At 54.9% G+C, this 20557-nt stretch carries 21 protein-coding genes and 1 tRNA gene; all 22 read right to left on the bottom strand.

Annotated features, from left to right (window positions below; genetic code table 11):
* Window positions 1-3 precede the first annotated feature (3 nt).
* Entirely contained in the window at window positions 4-996 is a 993-nt protein-coding gene (gene glpX / locus THEVEDRAFT_RS03940; RefSeq protein WP_006583429.1) for a class II fructose-bisphosphatase, read from the bottom strand.
* Between the two features lie 76 nt (window positions 997-1072).
* Window positions 1073-2371, bottom strand: a complete 1299-nt coding sequence (gene purB / locus THEVEDRAFT_RS03935; protein ID WP_006583428.1) for an adenylosuccinate lyase — start codon at window positions 2369-2371, stop codon at window positions 1073-1075.
* Window positions 2372-2464: 93 nt separating this feature from the next.
* Window positions 2465-3214: a hypothetical protein gene (locus tag THEVEDRAFT_RS03930; protein ID WP_006583427.1), complete on the bottom strand. Its 750-nt coding sequence runs from the start codon at window positions 3212-3214 to the stop codon at window positions 2465-2467.
* Complete coding sequence (gene ftsY / locus THEVEDRAFT_RS03925; RefSeq protein ID WP_006583426.1) at window positions 3211-4140, bottom strand: signal recognition particle-docking protein FtsY; 930 nt, start codon at window positions 4138-4140, stop codon at window positions 3211-3213. Before ftsY ends, THEVEDRAFT_RS03930 begins: the two co-directional genes overlap by 4 nt.
* A complete protein-coding gene (locus THEVEDRAFT_RS03920; protein ID WP_006583425.1) occupies window positions 4112-5404 on the bottom strand; it encodes a PSP1 domain-containing protein in 1293 nt (430 codons plus the stop codon). Before THEVEDRAFT_RS03920 ends, ftsY begins: the two co-directional genes overlap by 29 nt.
* Entirely contained in the window at window positions 5397-5945 is a 549-nt protein-coding gene (locus THEVEDRAFT_RS03915) for a hypothetical protein (RefSeq protein WP_245522728.1), read from the bottom strand. The genes THEVEDRAFT_RS03920 and THEVEDRAFT_RS03915 overlap by 8 nt, the downstream gene beginning before the upstream one ends.
* 143 nt (window positions 5946-6088) lie before the next feature.
* The gene (locus tag THEVEDRAFT_RS03910) at window positions 6089-6526 is read right to left on the bottom strand and encodes a DUF327 family protein (protein ID WP_083830696.1); all 438 of its coding nucleotides are present in this window, start codon (window positions 6524-6526) and stop codon (window positions 6089-6091) included.
* Entirely contained in the window at window positions 6523-7011 is a 489-nt protein-coding gene (gene tmk, locus THEVEDRAFT_RS03905; RefSeq protein ID WP_281054553.1) for a dTMP kinase, read from the bottom strand. Before tmk ends, THEVEDRAFT_RS03910 begins: the two co-directional genes overlap by 4 nt.
* Window positions 6990-7142 (bottom strand): dTMP kinase, encoded by a 153-nt coding sequence (locus THEVEDRAFT_RS10110; protein ID WP_281054552.1) that lies wholly within the window; start codon window positions 7140-7142, stop codon window positions 6990-6992. Before THEVEDRAFT_RS10110 ends, tmk begins: the two co-directional genes overlap by 22 nt.
* A gap of 86 nt (window positions 7143-7228) precedes the next feature.
* Window positions 7229-7324: transfer RNA gene (locus tag THEVEDRAFT_RS03900), tRNA-Sec, on the bottom strand.
* 21 nt (window positions 7325-7345) lie between these two features.
* Window positions 7346-8686, bottom strand: coding sequence for a thymidine phosphorylase (locus THEVEDRAFT_RS03895; RefSeq protein WP_006583421.1), 1341 nt, complete (start codon window positions 8684-8686; stop codon window positions 7346-7348).
* Window positions 8676-9506 carry a purine-nucleoside phosphorylase gene (locus THEVEDRAFT_RS03890; protein WP_006583420.1) on the bottom strand — a complete coding sequence of 277 codons (831 nt, stop codon included), beginning with the start codon at window positions 9504-9506 and terminating at the stop codon, window positions 8676-8678. Before THEVEDRAFT_RS03890 ends, THEVEDRAFT_RS03895 begins: the two co-directional genes overlap by 11 nt.
* A gap of 5 nt (window positions 9507-9511) precedes the next feature.
* Window positions 9512-10402 carry a tyrosine recombinase XerC gene (locus THEVEDRAFT_RS03885; RefSeq protein WP_006583419.1) on the bottom strand — a complete coding sequence of 297 codons (891 nt, stop codon included), beginning with the start codon at window positions 10400-10402 and terminating at the stop codon, window positions 9512-9514.
* Between the two features lie 24 nt (window positions 10403-10426).
* The gene (locus THEVEDRAFT_RS03880) at window positions 10427-10981 is read right to left on the bottom strand and encodes an NUDIX hydrolase (RefSeq protein WP_006583418.1); all 555 of its coding nucleotides are present in this window, start codon (window positions 10979-10981) and stop codon (window positions 10427-10429) included.
* Between the two features lie 12 nt (window positions 10982-10993).
* Window positions 10994-11914 carry a methionyl-tRNA formyltransferase gene (locus THEVEDRAFT_RS03875; RefSeq protein ID WP_006583417.1) on the bottom strand — a complete coding sequence of 307 codons (921 nt, stop codon included), beginning with the start codon at window positions 11912-11914 and terminating at the stop codon, window positions 10994-10996.
* Window positions 11911-12423 carry a peptide deformylase gene (def, locus tag THEVEDRAFT_RS03870; RefSeq protein ID WP_040825291.1) on the bottom strand — a complete coding sequence of 171 codons (513 nt, stop codon included), beginning with the start codon at window positions 12421-12423 and terminating at the stop codon, window positions 11911-11913. Before def ends, THEVEDRAFT_RS03875 begins: the two co-directional genes overlap by 4 nt.
* A gap of 54 nt (window positions 12424-12477) precedes the next feature.
* Entirely contained in the window at window positions 12478-13977 is a 1500-nt protein-coding gene (locus THEVEDRAFT_RS03865) for a S1 RNA-binding domain-containing protein (protein WP_006583415.1), read from the bottom strand.
* A 22-nt stretch (window positions 13978-13999) separates the two neighbouring features.
* The gene (ispH, locus tag THEVEDRAFT_RS03860; protein WP_006583414.1) at window positions 14000-14839 is read right to left on the bottom strand and encodes a 4-hydroxy-3-methylbut-2-enyl diphosphate reductase; all 840 of its coding nucleotides are present in this window, start codon (window positions 14837-14839) and stop codon (window positions 14000-14002) included.
* Complete coding sequence (miaA, locus tag THEVEDRAFT_RS03855) at window positions 14836-15786, bottom strand: tRNA (adenosine(37)-N6)-dimethylallyltransferase MiaA (protein ID WP_006583413.1); 951 nt, start codon at window positions 15784-15786, stop codon at window positions 14836-14838. The genes ispH and miaA overlap by 4 nt, the downstream gene beginning before the upstream one ends.
* A 1-nt stretch (window position 15787) precedes the next feature.
* The gene (gene mutL, locus THEVEDRAFT_RS03850) at window positions 15788-17560 is read right to left on the bottom strand and encodes a DNA mismatch repair endonuclease MutL (RefSeq protein ID WP_006583412.1); all 1773 of its coding nucleotides are present in this window, start codon (window positions 17558-17560) and stop codon (window positions 15788-15790) included.
* Entirely contained in the window at window positions 17547-20123 is a 2577-nt protein-coding gene (gene mutS, locus THEVEDRAFT_RS03845; protein WP_006583411.1) for a DNA mismatch repair protein MutS, read from the bottom strand. The genes mutL and mutS overlap by 14 nt, the downstream gene beginning before the upstream one ends.
* Window positions 20124-20555: a Holliday junction resolvase RuvX gene (gene ruvX / locus THEVEDRAFT_RS03840; protein ID WP_006583410.1), complete on the bottom strand. Its 432-nt coding sequence runs from the start codon at window positions 20553-20555 to the stop codon at window positions 20124-20126. It abuts the gene before it with no gap.
* Window positions 20556-20557: the final 2 nt, after the last annotated feature.

The following is a 20557-nucleotide window of genomic DNA, read 5'->3' as shown; positions in this document are numbered from 1 at the left end:
GCCCTACCTGACGGGGCCGTACTCTATCCCGCTTATCTTTTCCAGCTTGTCCAGCTGATGTATGGCTTCTACATACCGGATGGTACCGCTCTTCGATCTCATGACCATCGACGTGGTCTTTATCCTATCCCCATGGTACTTGACGCCCTTTAGGAACTCCCCATCCGTTATTCCCGTAGCAGCAAAGAACACGTTGTCGCTGCTTACTAGGTCATTAAGCGTTAGAACTCTGTCAAGGTCCATGCCTAAATCCCTGCAACGAGAGGCTTCCTCCTCGTTTCTAGGCCAAAGCTTACACTGCATGTTACCCCCTACACACTTTATAGCACAGGCACTTATAACCGCTTCAGGCGATCCACCTATCCCAAGAAGCAGATCTATACCGCTGTCATCCTTGCACGTCATAAGGGCTCCCGCCACATCTCCATCCCTTATGAGCCTTATCCTGGCCCGCATGACCCTTATGCGTTTTATCAAATCCTCATGCCTTGGACGGTCAAGCACCACAACCGTAACGTCCTCAACGGACTTCTTCAAAGCCGACGCCACCTTACGGATGTTCTCCTCAATCGGTGCCTCTATATCTATCACATGGGCCGCCTCGGGACCCGTGGCAATCTTGTCCATGTAGAAGATGTGCTTCGGGTCATATAGCGACCCCTTCTCAGCCACCGCCACCACGCTCACCGCATTCGGCTGCCCCTCGGCACAAAGCCTAGTACCATCAATGGGATCCACCGCGATGTCAACCTCCGGGGGTTCACCGGTCCCAAGGATCTCCCCGTTAAAAAGCATTGGGGCCTCATCCTTCTCCCCCTCCCCGATGACCACCACCCCATTCATGTGGATGGTGTTAAGCATATACCTCATGGCATCAACCGCGGCCTTATCCGCCCCGTTCTTGTCTCCCCGCCCCATCCACCTTCCAGCCGCCATAGCGGCAGATTCGGTGGCCCTTACCAACTCCAACGCCATGTTCCTCTCCGGAGCATACAACCAAGACACCCCCCTGAGATTGTGATATTTAATAACCCCACCAATAAGACTGCGGCTTTAAATCACAAAAAATCCTTCAGTTGAGCTCGGGAAACCTTGAAAAAATGTCTTCCACGTGCCTGGTAAAAAAGCCCACATCAAAGAGGGATTCCAATTCCTCCCTTGGCACACCCTTAAGCCTGCTGTCCGCCGAGAGCAGGTCCGAAAGCCTTTCTCCAGTGTTCCAACACCTCATGGCGTTATCCTGAACCACCGAGTAAGCATCCTCCCTCGACATTCCAAGACGCTCCACCAGGAACAGCAGGACCCTCCCACTAAAGAGGAGGCCTCCCGTAAGTTCCATGTTGCGCCTCATCCTATCCTGATCTACAGTAAGGCCGGAAATCACCTTCTTCGTTGAACGTATCATGAAATGAGCCACGTGGAAAGCATCCGGCCATATTACCCTCTCGGTTGAAGAGTGGCTTATATCTCGCTCATGCCAAAGGGCTATGTTCTCCATTGACGTCAGGGCATAGGATCTAAGCAACCGGGCCATACCGCAGATCCTCTCACACAATATGGGGTTCTTCTTATGCGGCATGGCGCTTGATCCCTTCTGCCCCTTACCAAAGGGCTCCAAGGCCTCTAGAACCTCTGTCCTCTGAAGGTGGCGTATCTCCATGGCAAGCCTCTCCAGGGACCCACCCATTATGGCTAGTGAACAAAGCAGCGCACAGTGCCTGTCCCGTTGGATGATCTGATTTGATACCTCATCACGCCTGAGCCCAAGGGACTCACAAACCCTACCCTCTATGTGGGGGGGGCAGTTCCCATAGGTTCCAACCGCTCCGGAGATCTTCCCCACCCTGATATCCTCCGCAGCGGACTTTATTCTAGAAAGGTCCCTCTTAAGCTGGGCATAGTGATTCAGAAGCTTAAGTCCAAAGGTCATGGGCTCCGCATGAACCCCATGGGTCCTACCAGCGCAAGGGGTGAACTTATGTGAAACCGCCAACTCCCCCAAGGCCTTTAATAACCCCTCCAACTCCCGCAGGATAACGTTAGAAGATCTATAAAGCAAAAGCGATGAAGCCGTATCAACCACATCGCTGCTCGTAAGCCCTAGATGAACATAGCGTCCGCTCTCCCCCACCCGCTCGGCCACGGCACTCACAAAGGCTATTACGTCGTGCTGTGTGACCTCCTCAATCTCTCTTATCCTATCGACGTCAAACCCCGCCCTGGCCTCAATTGCCTCCATGTCTTCCCTTGGGATAACCCCTTCTTCCGCCCAAGCCCTGCAGGCGGCAAGTTCAACTTCAAGCCATGCCTTGAACCGATTCTCATCGGACCATATCCCGCGCATCTCCTCCGTCTCATAACGAGGTATCAAAAAAATCCCCCCTACAGAATGGCAGCTTTAATATGGCTTTACATGGGAAATATAGGGAAACCCGCTTTAACAAGACCGCTGGGATAGACCAAACTACGTCTCCCCTGTCCCCTTAGATCTTTTAGCCCTGGAACCCCGCGAAGGCCTTGACCTCTCCATTCCATCCTCCTGAGGCAATGGGATGAAAAGATATCCCACCAGTTCCTTCTCCCACATGCAGGGCACCACCTCGCCACCCGGAGGTACTACCTCCTGAGGATCGAAAACCCTGACATCCAAGCCGTTATCCCTAAAACGGTCAACCATAGACCGCCCAACCGCCGCCCACTTACATATCTCCCTGGCGGAAGCGCTTTCCAGCGATATGTCCTCCAACCGATAGATCCCGTCACCCAGCGGATGGATCATAAAAACCCTTTCACAACCCTCGTGCCAAACGGACACCACATCATCCCCCGCAGAGACCGCTACCTCCAAGGCCTTCACAAGGCCCTCTAAAGAGCCATACTCCCTAACCCCAGCTGGATTAAATCCCCCAAGCCTGGTTGAAAAAAGCGGGATTGGCACGTCCCACCACTGGGGCAAACCCTTCTTATCGGCAGCGGCATTGGCAGGATCTTCCTCCGCTACGAAAAATATCTTGCCCTCAAGAGATTGATCAAAGGACAGAGCCCTGCGGGATTCAAACCTTGCGATGACCTCTTCTATCTCCGCGGAATCGTTTGTCTCGATGAACGGTATAAGCTCATCCTTGTGCACTAGAACCACCCCGCCGGGACCACGATGCCCCAGGTAATCCGCACCGGATCTAAATATCTCCCGCAAGACCTCCCTTAAAGTCATGCCCCTACACCGCCCCCAAGCAAGTCCTCCACGAAAGAGTCGCAGGAGAACGGTTCCAGATCCTCCATCCCCTCCCCAACGCCAACGTATAAGACCGGCACGTTAAGCTCGGAGGTCATGGCCAAAATGGTACCCCCCTTGGCGGTATGGTCGAACTTAGTAAGTATCAGTCCCTTGAGTGGCATGGCCCCGTTAAAAGCCTTGGCCTGCGCCAAGGCGTTCTGGCCCGTTATGGCATCCACAACCAAAATAGGGCATATGTCATCGGGGGATAAGTCCTTAAGGGCCACCCGGTATATCTTAGAAAGCTCTTCCATAAGGTTATGCTTCGTATGAAGTCTGCCGGCGGTATCCGCGATAACTATGCCACCGACAGCTTTAATCGATTGTATGGCATCGTAAACCACCGCCGCGGAATCCCCCCCGGGCTCTTGAGCTATCACCCTTACCCCAGCACGTTTCCCCCACACCTTAAGCTGATCTATTGCAGCAGCCCTAAAGGTATCTGCCGCTGCCAAGACCACGTTACGTCCCTCTTCCTTGAGCAACCGGGCCAGCTTGGCCGCAGTGGTGGTCTTACCACTGCCGTTAACCCCTATAAGCAAAACTAGCCCCACCGGTCCACTGAACTTAAGGGATGAACCACTCCCTTGAGCCTGGCTTAACATGTCCTTCAACATACTGGCAAAATGGGCCCTGAGATCCGAAGCCCTCGATATCTTGGCACTTATCGCAAATTCCCTAAGACCTTTCACCAAGGACTCGGAAAGCCCCACCCCGACATCCCCGGCTATGAGATGTTCCTCAAGACGTTCGAAGAACTGGTCAGTTATAGGTTCATCGGAGAATATGTTCCAAAGCCCGTACTCCCACCTGGCCTTTACGTCTTTTACCTTATCAAATACCTTCTTGAGAAAGCCTATCAACCGAGTTCCCCTCCTTATCCCTTTCTGACCGGTTCTTATTCCTTCTATCCTTCCACTTCCTTCTCTTAGAACCAGTCTTGCTCCTCCCCATCGTCTCTACATCGGACAAGTCGCCTTCCCCGGAGGATAAGCGAGATAAGTCCGCATCCGCCACACCCGCAGAAGCGTCTCCTTCCTGGGAGGACTTATCCCTGCCACCTTTGGGCTTCCTCCTTCTGCGCCGCTTCTTGGAAGGCCCCTCTGCACCATCCGACCGTCCCATCAATTCACCGGCAGCGTTCATTTGCTCCGCGTCATCCACTGACAACTCCACCTCGGGTTCAGCAAAAAGCACGCCGGATGTCCCGGTCTCAATAGACGCTTCCTCCGGCAAATCCGGAGCTTCCCAAACCTCTCCCCTGGTAACCGCATCTTTAAACTGCTCAAAAAACCTTACAGGCACTAAGATCTCGCCGCCACCCGGCAAGGAACACCGCACAGAGGAACTTCCAAGGTCCACTCCTAACACCACATAGTTACCCGCAGGAGTCTTTATCTTAGAGCCCGGATTAGGCAGATCCTCCCACAGCTCCCGGTACGTCTTATGCTCATAGCTCATGCAGCACATAAGCCTTCCACACAGACCAGATATCTTGGTGGGGTTAAGCGCCAAGTTCTGTTCCTTAACCATCTTTATGCATATAGGGGCGAACTGATGAAGCCAGTAGCTGCAGCAACAAGGTCTTCCACACGGGGCAAGGCCCCTTATTATCTTGGCCTCGTCCCTGACTCCAACCTGGCGAAGCTCTATCCGGGTTCTAAACTCCTTCGCAAGATCCTTCACCAGGGCACGGAAATCAACTCTTTGCTCGGAGGTAAAATAGAAGAACAGCTTCTTCTTGTTAGGCAGGTACTCCGCGTCAATGATCTTCATTGGAAGCTGATGGGCCTCTAAGATCACCCTGGCAGACTTAAGGGCCCCATCGTTTTCCATAGATAGTCGATCTATCTCTTCCAGTTCCTCTTCCCTCAAGGTGGAAACGAACTCAAGATCCATAATCAACGGTTCCGATCTAACCCCATCCCCCATATCCTGATTAGACCGCATGGACCTAAGCTCCTCTTCCTTCTCCTCTGATATTGTCCCTAGGACCACCGCGGTTTCCTCCCCCCTGGGGGAGGAAACCATTACCCTATCACCCTTCAAAAGCGAAAACGTTGGATCATCCAGTGAAAATATCCCAAGGTATCTGGGCTTACCAAGGACTGCAAGGTATTTAGGCAAAGTCTAATCCCTCCTCAAGGGTCAAGAACACCATATCCGCCCCCATAGATGGGGACATGGGATGGTTCAAGAGGATCTCAACCAAACGAGAGACCCGATCAGCTTCCTCTAGCATACCATCCCTGATCATCTGCGTTACCCATCCCTGGATCTCCTGTCTTAGCCTGGGCAAATCCCACTGGGTCTTCCCACCGCTGCCGCAGGCCCTCATAACTCTCATCCAGGCTTCCGGGTCAGATGGATGATGGGATGGTTCATGCATCTCCGGAGCAAGCAGGTTAAACATGCCAACCCGGCTTCTCAACGTGGGCAAAAGGTTATCCCTCTCCAAAAGAAAGACCACTTTGGATCCCCCAGGGGGCTCCTCCGTGACCTTCAAAAGGCTGTTAGCCGCCGCAGGGGAAATTTTATCTGCGGAAAACACCACCCCAATCCTAAACGGCCTCCCCACCGGAGAGAGGGACAGTTCCATGGCAAGGGTCTTACAAACCTCTATCCCAGGGGGACTACCAGGACTTCCCAGGGGGATAAGATCATCCATCCCCTCCCCATCTCCTCCCCAAAGTGCCATCGCCACTTGGACGCTCAAACTTTCCTGCAGGGTCTCTGGCACCACAAAACATAGGCTCTGACACCGGCCAGAGTGGGCCATCCTAAGGAAATCATCCCATGGGGGGTTGGAAATCAGGAAAGAATTGATATCAAACAACCCTTTATCTCCTCCACCAAATCCAAGACCCTGGAGCGGTCACCCTCTCCCGCTAACACCGCCTCTAGCTCGGCGAGGGCGTTCTCCGTCCTCTCTATCAGTACGTACAGAGTCCTCTCGGATCTCCTCCATTTGTAGTCCCTCTTTAGCGCCATGGTGCTGCGAACCATCCCTATGGCCAGGCCTATCAAATGTCTATAACGCTGGAGCACCGACACCGACGGATGCTTCGAAAGGCTGTCCCCCAGGGAGCGGATCTCCTCTATTAACCTCGCCCGCTCCACCTCTTCCATGGCCTCCAAGAAGCTTGCCCCCTCAACCCTATCCCCGGCCCTGGGCTGCCCAGCTCCTCTGCCTCCAAGTGAGACACCTTGATTGCTGGAACTTCTCTTTCCCCCACCATGTACCTTCATGAACAAAGCATCCTCACCAACTCTTCCTTCAGCCGCTGAAACACGTCTTCGGGATCTCCGGAAGCTGGCACCCTGATGAATCTATCAGGCTCCCTGACAGATATGGAGAGGTATCCTTCCCGTACCCTCTTAAAAAAATCCAATCCCCTTGCCTCTATCCTATCACCAGCCCCCCTGGCGGAAAGCCTGGCCATGGCCTCCTCAAGAGATACGTCAAGCCACAACGTCCTATCAGGAACCGGTAGTCTCAAGGAAGAGAAAACCCCCGCTACCAACCCCTCTGGCAGCCCCATCCCAAAGGATTGATATGCAATGGTAGAGTCTTGATAACGCTCACACAAAACCACCGACCCGTCCAAAAGGGCTGGGGTGATCACCCTTGTACAGTGCTCGCAACGATCCGCAAAAAACAGAAGCATCTCCGTGTAAGAATTAGCCCAATCTCCCCTGATGAGCATGTCCCTTATGACTCCCCGTCCCCCCAACCCCCGGGTTCTCGGGTCCAAACCACCGGCCTGCCAAGCTCCTGCTGAATCCAGGATGCCACCTTGCCCGCCTGGGTACTCTTTCCGGATCCATCTATCCCCTCTATGGTGAGGAAGAAGCCCAAGGACATCGAAAATCCCCCTGCCCCCTGTGATTTTAAACTTAACATCCTAAAAAATAAGCCCCTCCTCGAAAGGGAAGGGGCTTTCTCGACTCTGGCGGAGGCGCGTGGGAATCGAACCCACCGGGACCGGCCTACCGACCCCCACCAGGTTTGAAGCCTGGGCGCAGCACCAGCTACGACTCACCTCCGCTCGGGACCAGTAAATCCTACTAGCTTTTCGCCACTCTTTCAAGGGGATAAAGGATCTCACCCACCAACGGTATAGAATCCACCGGCTCCTTGGAGATCACCAAAGAACCACCCAGAGTTGCAGCAGCCTCTTCCGCAGCCCCCTTAGTCCTTCCCAGAATCTCCAGGAGCACATCTCCCCTACTAACCGGCTGCCCCACTGAACAGTGGACCTTTATGGCCACCCCATGGTCAATTGGATCTTCTTTTCTAATCCGACCACCACCAAGGGTCCTCAGTGCCTCACCAATGGCCCTGGTGTCAATCCCGGCCATAAAACCATCCTCTTCCGCAATTACAACGGCTCGCTCCGGCGCCAAAGGCAACAACCGATCCCAGGTGGAAGGATCGGTGACCCTGGGGTCTCCTCCTTGGCGCTCCACCATCATGGCAAACCTTTCAAGGGCAGAGCCGCCATCTAAAGCACGTCGGCACATATCAAGGGCCTCATCCGGGCTTGATGCCCTGCGGGCCAAAAGCACCATCTCCCTGGCCAACAAAAGGGAAACCTCCCTGGTAGAACTGGGCCCCTCCCCCATTAGCACCTCCAGGGCCTCACGAACCTCTGCGGCATTCCCAACCCAATCCCCCAAGGGTTGTTCCATGCTGGTGAGGACCGCCCTGCTCGGATGTCCAAGGGAGCTTGAAAGGTCAACCAGCAACCTCCCAAGGGCCACGGCGCCGTCGTAAGTTTCCATCAGGGCACCCCGTCCCCACTTGACGTCGAAGACGAAGCCATCCGCACCTCCAGCTATCTTCTTGCTAACGATGCTGGTGGCAATCAAACCCATAGAAGGAACCGTAGACGTAACATCCCTGAGGTGGTAGAGCTTCCCCTCCGCGGGGGCAAGCTGCAGCGAATGGCCGCTTACCGCACAGCCTATCTGAGCCACCTGGGTCTTGAAATCCTCTATGGAGAGATGCATGTTCATACCTGGTATGGACTCCAGCTTGTCCACCGTGCCTCCGGTAAACCCAAGGCCCCGGCCACTCAACTTTGCAACCGGTATCCCAAGGGATGCCACCAAGGGGACCAAAACCAAGGTAACCTTATCCCCTACTCCTCCGGTGCTGTGCTTGTCCACAGAAAAACCATTAGCCGGCAGCTTAAACACATCACCAGAGTTGGCAAGAGCGGTGGTTAGATAAGACATCTCACTCATGGTAAGGCCCCGTATGAAGGCCCCCATAAGCCAAGCCGCTGCCTGATAGTCCTTCACGGAACCATCCATGAGGCCATTTACAAAACCCTCTATGTCAGACCTGCTATGCTCCCCTCCGTCTCTCTTCACTTCGATGAACTTGAGGATGTTAAATCCCACGCCTCATCACCTCCAAAAAGGCCGGCAGAAGCTTACACAGATCACCGGTTGCCCGGGATACCTCGGACAAAACCTCTTCATGGGTTAACTTGGTCTTTGAAATACCCGCCGCATAATTAGCAACACAGGAAAGGCCTAAAACCCTCACCCCCATGTGCCTAGCCGCTATGACCTCCGGCACCGTTGACATCCCCACCAAGGTTGCGCCCAGTCTTTGAAGCATCCTTACCTCCGCAGGGGTCTCAAAGCTGGGGCCCGACATGGCAGCATAAACCCCTCTACCTATCTCAATCCCCACCTGGGAAGCAGCCCGTTCCATCATATCCATCAAGCCCCTGTCATAGGCCTCCGTCATGTCGGGAAACCTTACCCCCCAACAATCCTCGTTGGGACCGATAAGGGGATTCGCCCCCATAAAGTTTATGTGATCCTCTATAAGAACCCACTGGCCAGGGGAGTAAGAGGTATCGATGCCACCGGAGGCATTCGTTACAACCAGCGTACTGGCCCCCCATTCCCCCATGACCCGCACGGGGAACACCACCTCTTCCATCGAATACCCTTCGTAATAATGGACTCTGCCCTGCAGGACGCCAATTGTAAGGCCATCAATGCTTCCTATCCGAAGTACACCCTGATGTCCTGGCGCAGTGGACCTGGGCCACCAAGGGATATCCTCGTAGGGGATCGAGATCGGATCCTGCAAGATATTAACGAAATCTCCCACTCCGGATCCCAAAATCATCACAACCTCCGGGGCGGAGGGGACAAACCTCTTAAGAACCCCAAGAGCCTCAAGGACCTTGTCCCTAGGTGTCATAAAAATCAACTCCCTTGCGATCTAGGATGACTTTTGTCATATACATCTCTAAGTTCCATGTCAAAATGGGTATATACCTCAGTGGTCCTTACCGATGAATGCCCCAAAAGGCATTGGAGGGCCCTCAAATCCATGCCGCGCCTTAAAAGATGGGTGGCACAGGAATGGCGCAAAACGTGTGGATGAAGCCTAGACGAAGCTATGCCGGCCTTCATCCCCCTTCGCCTCATGATCTTCCATACGTCCTCCCGTTTAAGCCCCTTGCCGCGCTTGGACAGGAAGACAGGGCCATCAGCCGTACCCCGTATGGACAGATACCGCTCCAAGGCCTTGCGGGTCTCTCCCACCAAGGGCAGTACCCTCACCTTCTCTCCCTTGCCGCAAACACGAAGGGTACCGGAGGATAGGTCAAGATCCCGCATGGACAGCCCGCACAGCTCGGAAGCCCTAAGGCCACACCCGTAAAGCAACTCTATTATAGCCCTGTCCCTTATGTCTAAAACTCCATCCCCCGCCGTTGCCTCAAGAAGCCGCGTAACCTCCCCCTCCGTAAGAATCGAAGGTATAACCGAAGGTTTAGATGGCAACATCGGGACCTTGCCGGGATCCGCGCCACACTCACCAAGAAAACGGTTTAAAGACCTTATGCAGGCTCCCGCCCGCTGCACCGAGCTCTTGGCGTAACCGGACCGCTGAAGGTCCGACAAAAACAGGGACACCGTCTCGGGATCCGGAGGTATGGCATCCCTGCCCCTCTTGGCACAAAAATCAGCGTACTTCACCAGATCAAGCCGATAAGCGGAGATGGTGTTGCCACTTAAACCCCTCTCTAACGCTAGATACTCCAAGAAAGCCCCCATCCGGGGATCCGAGGGGAAGCAGGAACCCTCTTCCACAGCACCAACCTCCCAAAACGGAGTTCACCTCTGAGATATTCCCAGGGAGTTTATAAGCCACAAAATGGCTAGGATCGTCTTGCCGTCCACTATCTCCCCGCTTGAGATCATACTAAGAGCCTTTTCCAACGATACCGACTCAACCCTCACGAACTCGTCATCATCACAATCCAGAGGGTCTTGGGCCAGCTCTTTGCCTATGAAGACGTGGATCTCTTCGTCACAAAAGCCCGGGGACGGGAAAAACGAGGGCCCCCTTTCCAAAACACCAGCCCTATAACCGGTCTCCTCCCGCAGCTCCCTTTGAGCAGCCCCCGCCGGATCCTCCCCTTCCTCAAGGAGCCCTGCGGGGATCTCCCATATCACCCTCTTGACCGGGTGACGATACTGGCGGATCAACAATATCCGTCCATCGTTTAAAATCGGCAAAATCGCAACCGCAGGCCTGTGGACAGCAACTTCGCGAAATGTGTTCTTCCCATTTGGCAACTTAACTACATCTCTGGCAACCGATATGACCTTACCACCATAAACGATCTCTCGGCACAAGACCTCCTCGGACAGGTTGGAATCGGACAATAAGACCCCTCCTCACTCCCAGCGACAGTCCGCATCATAGGACCTCAGCCCAGATAACCATGACTCCCCTGGCATCGGTCTCTTGCCATCCGGCTGTACCTCTAACAGTATAAGGCCAAGCTGATCACCACATACCACCCCTGGTAGCTTTCCCTTTACATAGGGATCCCCTGGCTCAAGACCACGGGGCACCTGATGATCTATAGAAGCCTTGAGTATCTTAAGCCGTTTACCATTGATCGTGGACCAGGCCCCAGGCCTCGGTGAAAGGGCTCTAACCATGCAGAGGATCTCAAACGCCCCCCTGCGCCAATCCACACGAGTCTCCTCGTTGCTTATCTTTGGCGCATAAGTGGGCTCCCCCTCCTGGGGTACTGGGATGAACGAATGGGGGCTTCTAAGGAACTCTACGGTCATCTCCGCAGAGAGCATCGCCAGCTTGGCCATAAGGGTTCCCATATCATCGGATTCATCTATTGGGCTCCTACGCTGCATGAGAACGGGCCCCGCATCCATCTCCTCCACCAACCTGAACAACGTTACCCCGGTCTCCGTAAACCCCATCCAAAGGGCCCTCTGGATAGGAGCAGCCCCCCTTAAAAGCGGCAGAAGGGAAGGATGAAGGTTCAAACACCCCAATTTAGGCAAACTCAACAACGGCTCCCTGATGAAGAACGAACAATCCACCACAAAAAGAGCATCCAACCCATGGCCTACAAGGGTTTGGACGCTCTCCAGCGGAGAAGATGTCCTGACCACCGTTAGCCCCAACGTTGAACAACAGGCTTCAACATCCGTGGGCCTTTCCCTATATCCCCTGCCAGCGGGCCTTGGGGGCTTGGTAAGAACCCACTCAGGAGGCATCCCCAAATCCACAAGCCCCTTAATCCAAAGGGCACCAAAGGGGCCAGCGCTCAGAACCCCCCAGTTCATCGTTCCTCCGCCGACCTCTTCTTAAGTTTTGATGTTATCATGTGCCGCCTCATCGGGGAGACATGGTCTATAAGAAGCTTACCCTTGAGGTGATCTATCTCGTGCATGAACACCCTGGCAAGAAAGCCGTGAACATCCATCTCCCTTGGATCTCCACTCTCGTCTTGGAAACGCACCCTTATCCTAGTGGGCCTGTGAACCTTAACGAAAATGCCGGGGAAGCTAAGGCAACCCTCTTCCCCCTCCTCATCACCCTCCGCATCCAAGACCTCAGGATTTATGAGAGTGTAACGCTCCCCGTGATAGTCGATGACAGCCAAGCTCTTGGATATGCCCACCTGGGGCGCCGCAAGCCCTATACCGTCCTTCACATACATGGTGGCCCACATATCAGCCAAAAGCTTGGACAGATCCGATCCAAAGTCCTCCACCGGATCCACCGGTTCCCGCAAAACCGGGTCAGGGAAAACCCTAATTTTCATTACATTACCCTTAACATTGCTGGCCATGGTTAGAACTTAAGGGCCGGTCCGAAGACCGGCCCACGCACCTCCATCCCTTTATTACTGGTTAAGATTCAGGTGATCTCCTATGGTAAAGGTGAACTCCTCCTGCTGGGGCAAGAAGGACTTAGGAGAGCCGTGAGAATCATCCTTGGCAGGACGACGCTTACGCTCCTCCCTACGCTCCTGGGCCGGCTCCTCCTCCAGGGCCCTTAGGCTCAGGCGAATGCGCCTCTCCGCAGGGTTGACCTCCAAGATCTTGGCCTGCACCTCCTGCCCCTCCTTTAGGACGTCAGAGGGCTTCTCCACCCTCTGGCGGCTCAGCTGGGAGATGTGAATGAGCCCCTCAACCCCATCCTCCAGCTCAACGAAAGCCCCAAAGTCAGCCAGACGAACCACCTTGACGTTAACCACCTGATCCTTGGAGTACTTCTCTGCCACGTTGTTCCAAGGATCGTTGAGCTGCTTAAAGCCCAAACCTATCCGGCGACGCTCGCCATCCACCTCAAGGATGACAACCTCAACCTCCTGGCCCTTGCGAAGCACCTCCTTGGGATGCTTGACCCGGCTCCAGCTGAGGTCTCCTATGTGGATAAGCCCCTCCACTCCCGGCTCTATCTCCACAAAGGCACCGAAATCGGCCAGGTTGGTGACAACCCCTTTCGTCTTCTGCCCCACGCTCCACCTGGAGGTGACGTTAACCCACGGATCCTCCTGGGCCTGCTTAAGGCTCAAGGATATGCGGTTGTTCTCCCGGTCTATGCCTATCACCTTTACCCTAACCCTGTCACCCTTCTGGACTATATCCTTGGCCTTAGCTCCCCTCTGCCAGGATAGCTCGGTCACATGGACAAGCCCCTCAAGGGCCCCGAGGTTGACAAAGACCCCAAAAGAGGTCACGCTGCTGACATCCCCCTCCAGGATGTCACCCTCGTGAACGTTAGCGTAAAAATCCTCCCGGAGCGAGGAGAGTTCCTCTTCAAGGATGCTGCGCCTGGAAAGAACCAGACGACGCTTCCTCCGGTCCTTCTCCACCAGCTTAACCGGGAAGGTCTTACCCACCAGATTGGCAGGGTTGATGCCCCTTCCCTCTTCGGCCAGATGGGAGATGGGGATGAAACCCTCAAGACCGCAGCAGTCCACTATAAGACCGCCCTTAACCTTCCGGATACCCTCCACCTCTATGACGTCCGACTGAGCCAGCTTCTCCTCGAGGGCGTTCCAACGCTCGTCGAACTCACAGCGCCAACGGCTAAGGCTGAGCTGGGCCTCCTCACCCTGACCCACGTTAGTGACCTGGACCCTTATGCGATCCCCAACCTGGGGCTCCCCCACCTTCTCCACGATGGCCCGATGGGTCCACTCCCGCTTGGGCAAGAAGCCCTCACACTTGTAACCCACATCCACAAGCCAGCCGTCCTCCCGGGCATCAACCACCGTGCCCTCAACCACGCTGCCCCGATGTATGTTCACGGAGTCAATCTGCTCCATGATGCTCTCCATCGTCTCAGGCTCCGGATCACACACTCCGGAATTGTTCATCATCGACTCGTCCACCATACCTCTCCATCCTCCTCGCGACCTACAGTTTCTCAAGCCTTTCTATCAATTCCCGGATTAACCAGTCCGGCGTGCTTCCGCCGGCGGCCAATCCGATGGAACCCCTTCCCCTAAGCCACCCCAAGTCCAGCTCATCCGGGTGCTCTATCCATAGCACCGAGGCCCCAGCCTCTTGGGCTATCTGGACAAGCTTCCTAGTGTTAGCGCTGTTCCTGCCGCCTATCACCAAGATGCCATCCACCATGGACGCAAGCTCACAAACAGCCCTCTGCCTCTCAAGGGTGGCACTACAGATGGTATTATACACTCTAACCTCGGGAACGATACCCACAAGGGCCTTGGCCACGCTTGAAAAAACTTCCATTTTTTGGGTCGTCTGACTGAGAACCCCTACCTTGGCAAAACGGGATAGTCTGGAAAGGGAGGGGTCATGGTCTCCAGGCACCACCAACGCAAACCCTTTGACGAATCCCAGTATCCCCCGGACCTCTGGGTGCTCACCATCCCCCACTATCACCACCGGATACCCCTCCGCAGATAGATCCCTCGCCCTCTCCTGGGCCTTTCTTACGAACGGGCAAGTGCCATCGATCACCTCTCCACATTTCCGCAATGCCTCATCCAATAGAGTAGGGGCAATGCCGTGAGCCCTTACGAACAGCGGGGCTCCCGGGGGAACCTCATCTAAATCATCTACAACCACCAGCCCCCTAGCCTCCAGACGCTCCACCTCTTGAGGATTATGAATAGGGCTGCCTATCGAGTAAACCCTGCCTCGTTCTTCGAGCGCCCTCTCAAGAGCCTCTATGGCCCTTCTAACACCGAAGCAAAGGCCCGTTGGATTTGCCGTAAGGACCTTCATTGCCTCGCCTCCATCTGACGGAAAACCTCGTCCCTAACCTCTTGGAGAAGGCCCTCGGGTGATATCAGAGAAAGATCGTACCAACGATACACAGGAAACCGTTTAAACCACGTCATCTGACGCCGGGCAAATGCCTTGGTGTAACGCACATCTCCTGCCATGGCCTCCTCAATGGTCATCTCACCCTTGGCCCACGCAATAAGTTCCCTGTACCCAAAACCCTGCATGGACGGCAAACGCTCGTCAAAGCGATTCGAGAGAAGCCAAAGGACCTCCTCCGGATATCCCGATTGGAACTGCTTCCTTACCCTCTCATCTATGCGCCGGTACAGCTCATCCCTTGGCCTGTTGAGCCCTATGTACATCATCTTGAAACCGCCCGATGACGGCGGATTGTTCCTATACCACCAGGTTGGAGGCTTGCCGCTGGCCCTATATATCTCCAATGCCCTAACTATACGGTGGGAATCGTTTGGATTTATGCGGACCGCCGCATCTGGATCCAACGACTTGAGCTCCTCGTACATGGCCTCCCTGCCTCTTTCTTCCATCTCCAGTTCAATGGCGCGGCGCACGTTCATATCCGACGGAAGATCCGACAAAACCCCTCCCTCAAGGGCTTTAAAATAGAACGGCGTACCACCCGCAAATATAGGCACCTTGTTACGATTAAGTATCCTTTCCACCGCTTCGGAAGCGCACTTCACAAAATCCGCCACGGAGAACACCTGATCTGGATCCGCAACATCTATGCAATGATGAATTATCTTGCGCCTAACCTCCGGGGAAACCTTATCGGTCCCAACGTCCAGGTAGCGGTATATCTGCCTCGAGTCCACGGAGATTATCTCCCCATCCAGCTCCTCCGCAAGCAGCAGGCTGAAGTCCGTCTTCCCCACCGCTGTGGGACCTATTATGGCTGGCAGAACAACGGCTCGCTCTCTCATGTTACCTCCCAAGTCTGGACTCAACATAGCCCCACGGGATAACGAAAAAAGTGGATCTGCCGTGGGGGCACTTGTGAGGGGTGGAACACCCAAACAACTCCCGTATCAACCGGAGAGCCCCCTCATCGTCAAGCATCTCGCCAAGTTTCATAGAACGCTTACACGCCCTCCCCGCCATTCGCCGCAAAATACGGCCCTCCTCCGTATCCCCCTCGTCCTCCTCAGACGAGCTCGCAACCGCCCAACGAAGCCATTCTACGGGAGATACATCAAACGCGGAAAGAGACTGGGGAATACCTTCCAACCAAACGGTATCGGACTGCCCTAAGCTGAACCTAAACCCTAAGCGCTCCAAGGGCTTAGTAGATAATTTCAACTGGGAAGCCACCGACGCGGGGACCTCAACCGGGAAGGTTAAAACCTGTGACCCTCCATAGGAGCCATTGACTATCCGCTCAAAGGTTATCCTTTCCTCCGCCGCATGAGGATCCAAGAAAAGAACTCCTCGGGGAAGATCATATAGCAGATATCCCTTAGAGGTCTTGCCGATATAACAAGCTTCCAAAACATCAACCGATACCACCTCGTAAAGATCTAGGGGCTCCGGGCATTTTTCAGCCCTACAGGCAGAACCTCCCTCCTCCAAGGTGTCCGCCTCCGCAACATTGGTCCCTCCACGGGATCCATTGAGCCCAGAGACATCCTCCCCTTCGTCCCTTGGCAGGGTATCGATATCAAAGTCCTCCCGACCTGGGAATCCCATGATCCCTGTAATCCCAGAACCCCGCGGGGGGGCCTCAACCCTGGATCGGCCTGCCATGGTCACAATTCCTACCGCCGACTGAACCGCTCCATACACCACGCTGAAGATGTCCCTAGGCCTTTTGAAGCGAACCTCACCTTTAGTGGGATGAACGTTCACGTCCACATCCTCCGGTGGCAGATCTATGAAGACGACCCAATCCCCCCTGGCCGAGCCAGAAGCCCCCTGTATCGCCGCCCTTATATTCGTATCCCATACCCTTCTCTGGTTTACAAAGATAACCATTCCGCCACGGCCATCCCCATGCCCGCTCCACAGGGTAACGCATCTAATCCCATCCATCTCCATGCGGCCCTCCCTGGGTTCACAACCCCACAGGGCCTGAGCGGCTTCCCTTTTAGAACCCACCGGCCGCCGGTCAAGGATACGCCTGCCATCGGAAGTCAAGGTAAACCACCGATCGTGCCAAACCAAGCTCATCTCCTGGATAAACTGACTTATCCTACGGGTTTCAGCAGCAGCAGCCCTTAGGAACTTTCTCCGGGCTGGAAGGTTGTAGAATAGCTCCTCCACCCTTACGGTGGTGCCCAATTGACGGGGGATTCTGTGACACGCCAGCACCTCCCCCCCTTCGCATAGGATAAGCCCCCCGACATCATCGCCCTCGAAGCGACTCCTTATCTCCATCCGGCTCACCGCACCAATGCTGGCAAGAGCCTCCCCCCGAAAGCCAAGGGATCTTATGTTAAACAGGTCATCCAGAGACTTTATCTTGCTTGTGGCATAACGCAAAACCGCCATAGGGAGATCTTCAAATGGGATACCCCTGCCATCATCCTCCACCACTATCCAGCTCTTCCCTCCCTGGGAGAGGGATACGCTGATACGGGCCGCCCCAGCATCGATAGAGTTCTCTACCAGCTCCTTAACCACCGATAACGGTCTCTCTATTACCTCGCCGGCGGCTATCTTCTCCCTTACTTCCTGGGGCAGGTGCTCAATCCTGCTCACGTGCTTTATGTCCCCCACCCCTTAGTATGTCAAGAGCCTTCATCTTGAGCTCATATATCATTTCCAGCCCCTGAAGAGGGGTCATATTATCAGGATCACAAGCCGCTAACTCCTCCAGCAACCCGTCCACCCTGGGGTCGAAAAGCGAGAGCTGCACCACCCCAGGGGCAACGTCAAAAGCGGCGCCCACATCCCTCTTCCTTCTTCCCTCGAACATCTCCAGCAGCTCCCGGGAACGCCTAAGAACGGACTCCGGAAGCCCTGCCAACCTCGCAACCTCCACTCCATAAGACCTGTCCGCAGGCCTAGGGATCACGTGATGCAGGAAAACAACCCCCCTTGGGGTCTCCTCCACCGCCACGCTCCAGTTGCTAACCCCAGGGAGCTGATCCGCAAGAACCGTCAGCTCATGATAGTGAGTGGCGAAAAGGACCTTAACCCCCACGTCTGACCGGTGATGCAGGTACTCCATCACCGCCCAAGCTATGCTCATACCATCATCGGTGGACGTACCCCGACCTATCTCGTCCAATATGACAAGGCTCCTGGGACCCAAACTGTTCAATATCTGAGCGGTCTCGACCATCTCAACCATGAAGGTACTCTGCCCCCGCACCAGATCGTCCCTGGCCCCTATCCTGGTATATATCCTGCTGAAACACCCGATCCTCGCGTAGCTTGCAGGCACGAAGGATCCCATCTGAGCCATTATCGCCACGAGAGCCCCCATCCTAAGATAGGTTGACTTACCCGCCATGTTGGGGCCGGTCAAAAGGATCATGCGCCTTTCCCCGCTGTCCAAATACATGTCATTGGGGGTAAAGGGTTCGGGGTGTAGTGCAACCTCCACGACCGGGTGCCTGGCATCCTTCAGGTGAAATACGTCTCCAAGGTCCACATGAGGCCTGGAGTACCCCCTCTCCACCGCTGCCACGGCAAGGCTTTGGATGCAATCTATCTCCCCCACCAGGGCCGAAAGGGACTGTATCTCAGGCGTAGCATTAAGTATCCTGGAAAGTACCTCTCCCCAAACATGAGCCTCCCTAACGCTAACCGCCATGGACGCCTTGGACATCCTGGCCTCAAACTCCTGAAGCTCCTGTGTAACAAACCGCTCGGCGTTTACCAGGGTTTGACGCCTAACGTAATCGGAGGGGACCTTGTCTAGGTTGGCCTTGCTGACCTCTATGTAATAGCCGAACACCTTGTTGTACCGTACTTTTAGGCCCTTTATGCCGGTCCTCTCCCTCTCCCTATCCTCAAAGGCAGAAAGCCAACCCTCGTGACCATCCACAAAAGACCGGAGCTCATCTAACTCACCGTCATAACCTTGCTTGATAACGGGCCCCTCAGACAGATCCCGCGGAAGCACTTCCTCCAAAGCGGCCTCCAACGTCACCTTAAGCTCTTCCAAGGCACTGGAAAGGCTTATGCGCCACCTCTCCGGGAACAATGCAGCACAAGCAGCCACATCCGGAAGGGCGGAGAGAAAATCCCTGCACACCCCCGCATCCCTTGGACCTCCAGTACCAAGATGAAGCCGAGACACCGCACGATCCACATCCCCAACGGCTCCGAGGGATGAACGTATGGCATTTAAAGCCAACGGGTCTTCCACCAAAGATTGAACCGCGTCAAGCCTAAGGTTTATCTCATCCGGATCGTTCAGGGGATGCAGTATCCACTCCTTCAAGACCCTTTTGCCTAGAGGGGTTACACAAAAGTTAAGAACGGAGAATAGCGATGAGCCCTTCGGCTCCAAAAGGTCCAGGTTCCTTTGGGATGTGAGGTCGAGCATAAGCCCCCTGCCAAGGGATATCCGCTTAAGAGGTCTTAGATGACCTATAGCCCTGAACTGGGTTTCTTCCGCATAGCGAAGCACCGCTCCTGCGGGACCCAAAGCAGGATCACTGGTTGGGAAGCCCAGTCCCTCCAGGGTGGATAACCCAAGGCGCTGCTTCAACAGCACCTCGTTGGCCGCTGGCGAAAAGAGATCTAGCTCCCGCTCAACCCATCTCCAAGGCATGCCATCGGGTATCTTGCCCCTAGGCACCAAAACCTCTGTAGGGGCATAGGCGGACAGCACCCCATGGATCTCCAAGGTTGACACAACCCCCGCCTCAAATTGACCGGTAGACAGGGATATCACCGCGAAAGCCCATCCCTCCCCAACAGGTGCACAGGCCGCCAGATAAGCATCCCCCGAACCATCCGAAGGGACAAAAGTGCCCGGGGTCACCAAGCGTACCACCTGTCTTTTAACCAGCGTCTTACCATCTGGCTCAGAAACCTGCTCACATATGGCAACCTTGCGCCCCTGTTCCACTAACTTCGCAAGGTACTGCTCCACCGAATGGTGGGGAACTCCAGCCATGGGTATCGAGCGATCCTGATCCCGGGCGGTAAGAGCTATGTCCAAAAGCCGGGACGCCTCCTTTGCATCGTCGAAGAACAGCTCGTAAAAGTCACCCATACGGAAGAAAAGAAGATAGTCCTTGTACCTCTCCTTCCAGTAAAGGTACTGCTCTAGCATGGGGGTAAGCTTAACTCCATCTGGAAGCAACTAAACGTCCCTCCTGGCGTCAAGATAGCTTTGCAACAAAACCGCCGCGGCCACCTTGTCCACCTTTCCCTTCCTCTTATCCCTGCGCATGTCCGCCTCCAGGAGAAACCTTTGGGCTATGGCAGTGGTAAACCGCTCATCCAAGGTGGTCACCTCCACATCACCAAGCACTCCCTTGAGCTCCTCCAGCCAGGCCTCCACTCTATGCGCCTCAGGCCCCAGGCTTCCGTCGGTACGTCTTGGGAGGCCCACAACCACCAGGGATACTTGATTGCGCTCGATCAACTCCCTAACCCTTTCGATCCATCCCTCTTCCATCTTAAGGACCTCAAGGGGAGACGCAAAACAGCGAGAGGGGTCGCTCAAGGCGACCCCAATCCGCACCTCCCCGAGATCCAAGGCCATAACCCTGCCCTTGGAATCAGCGGCCATCC

Origin of the sequence: Thermanaerovibrio velox DSM 12556 (assembly GCF_000237825.1) — a bacterium.
GTDB classification, from domain to species: domain Bacteria; phylum Synergistota; class Synergistia; order Synergistales; family Synergistaceae; genus Thermanaerovibrio; species Thermanaerovibrio velox.
Note: the sequence above shows the minus strand (reverse complement) of the source record. Positions and strands in the feature narration are given on the sequence as shown.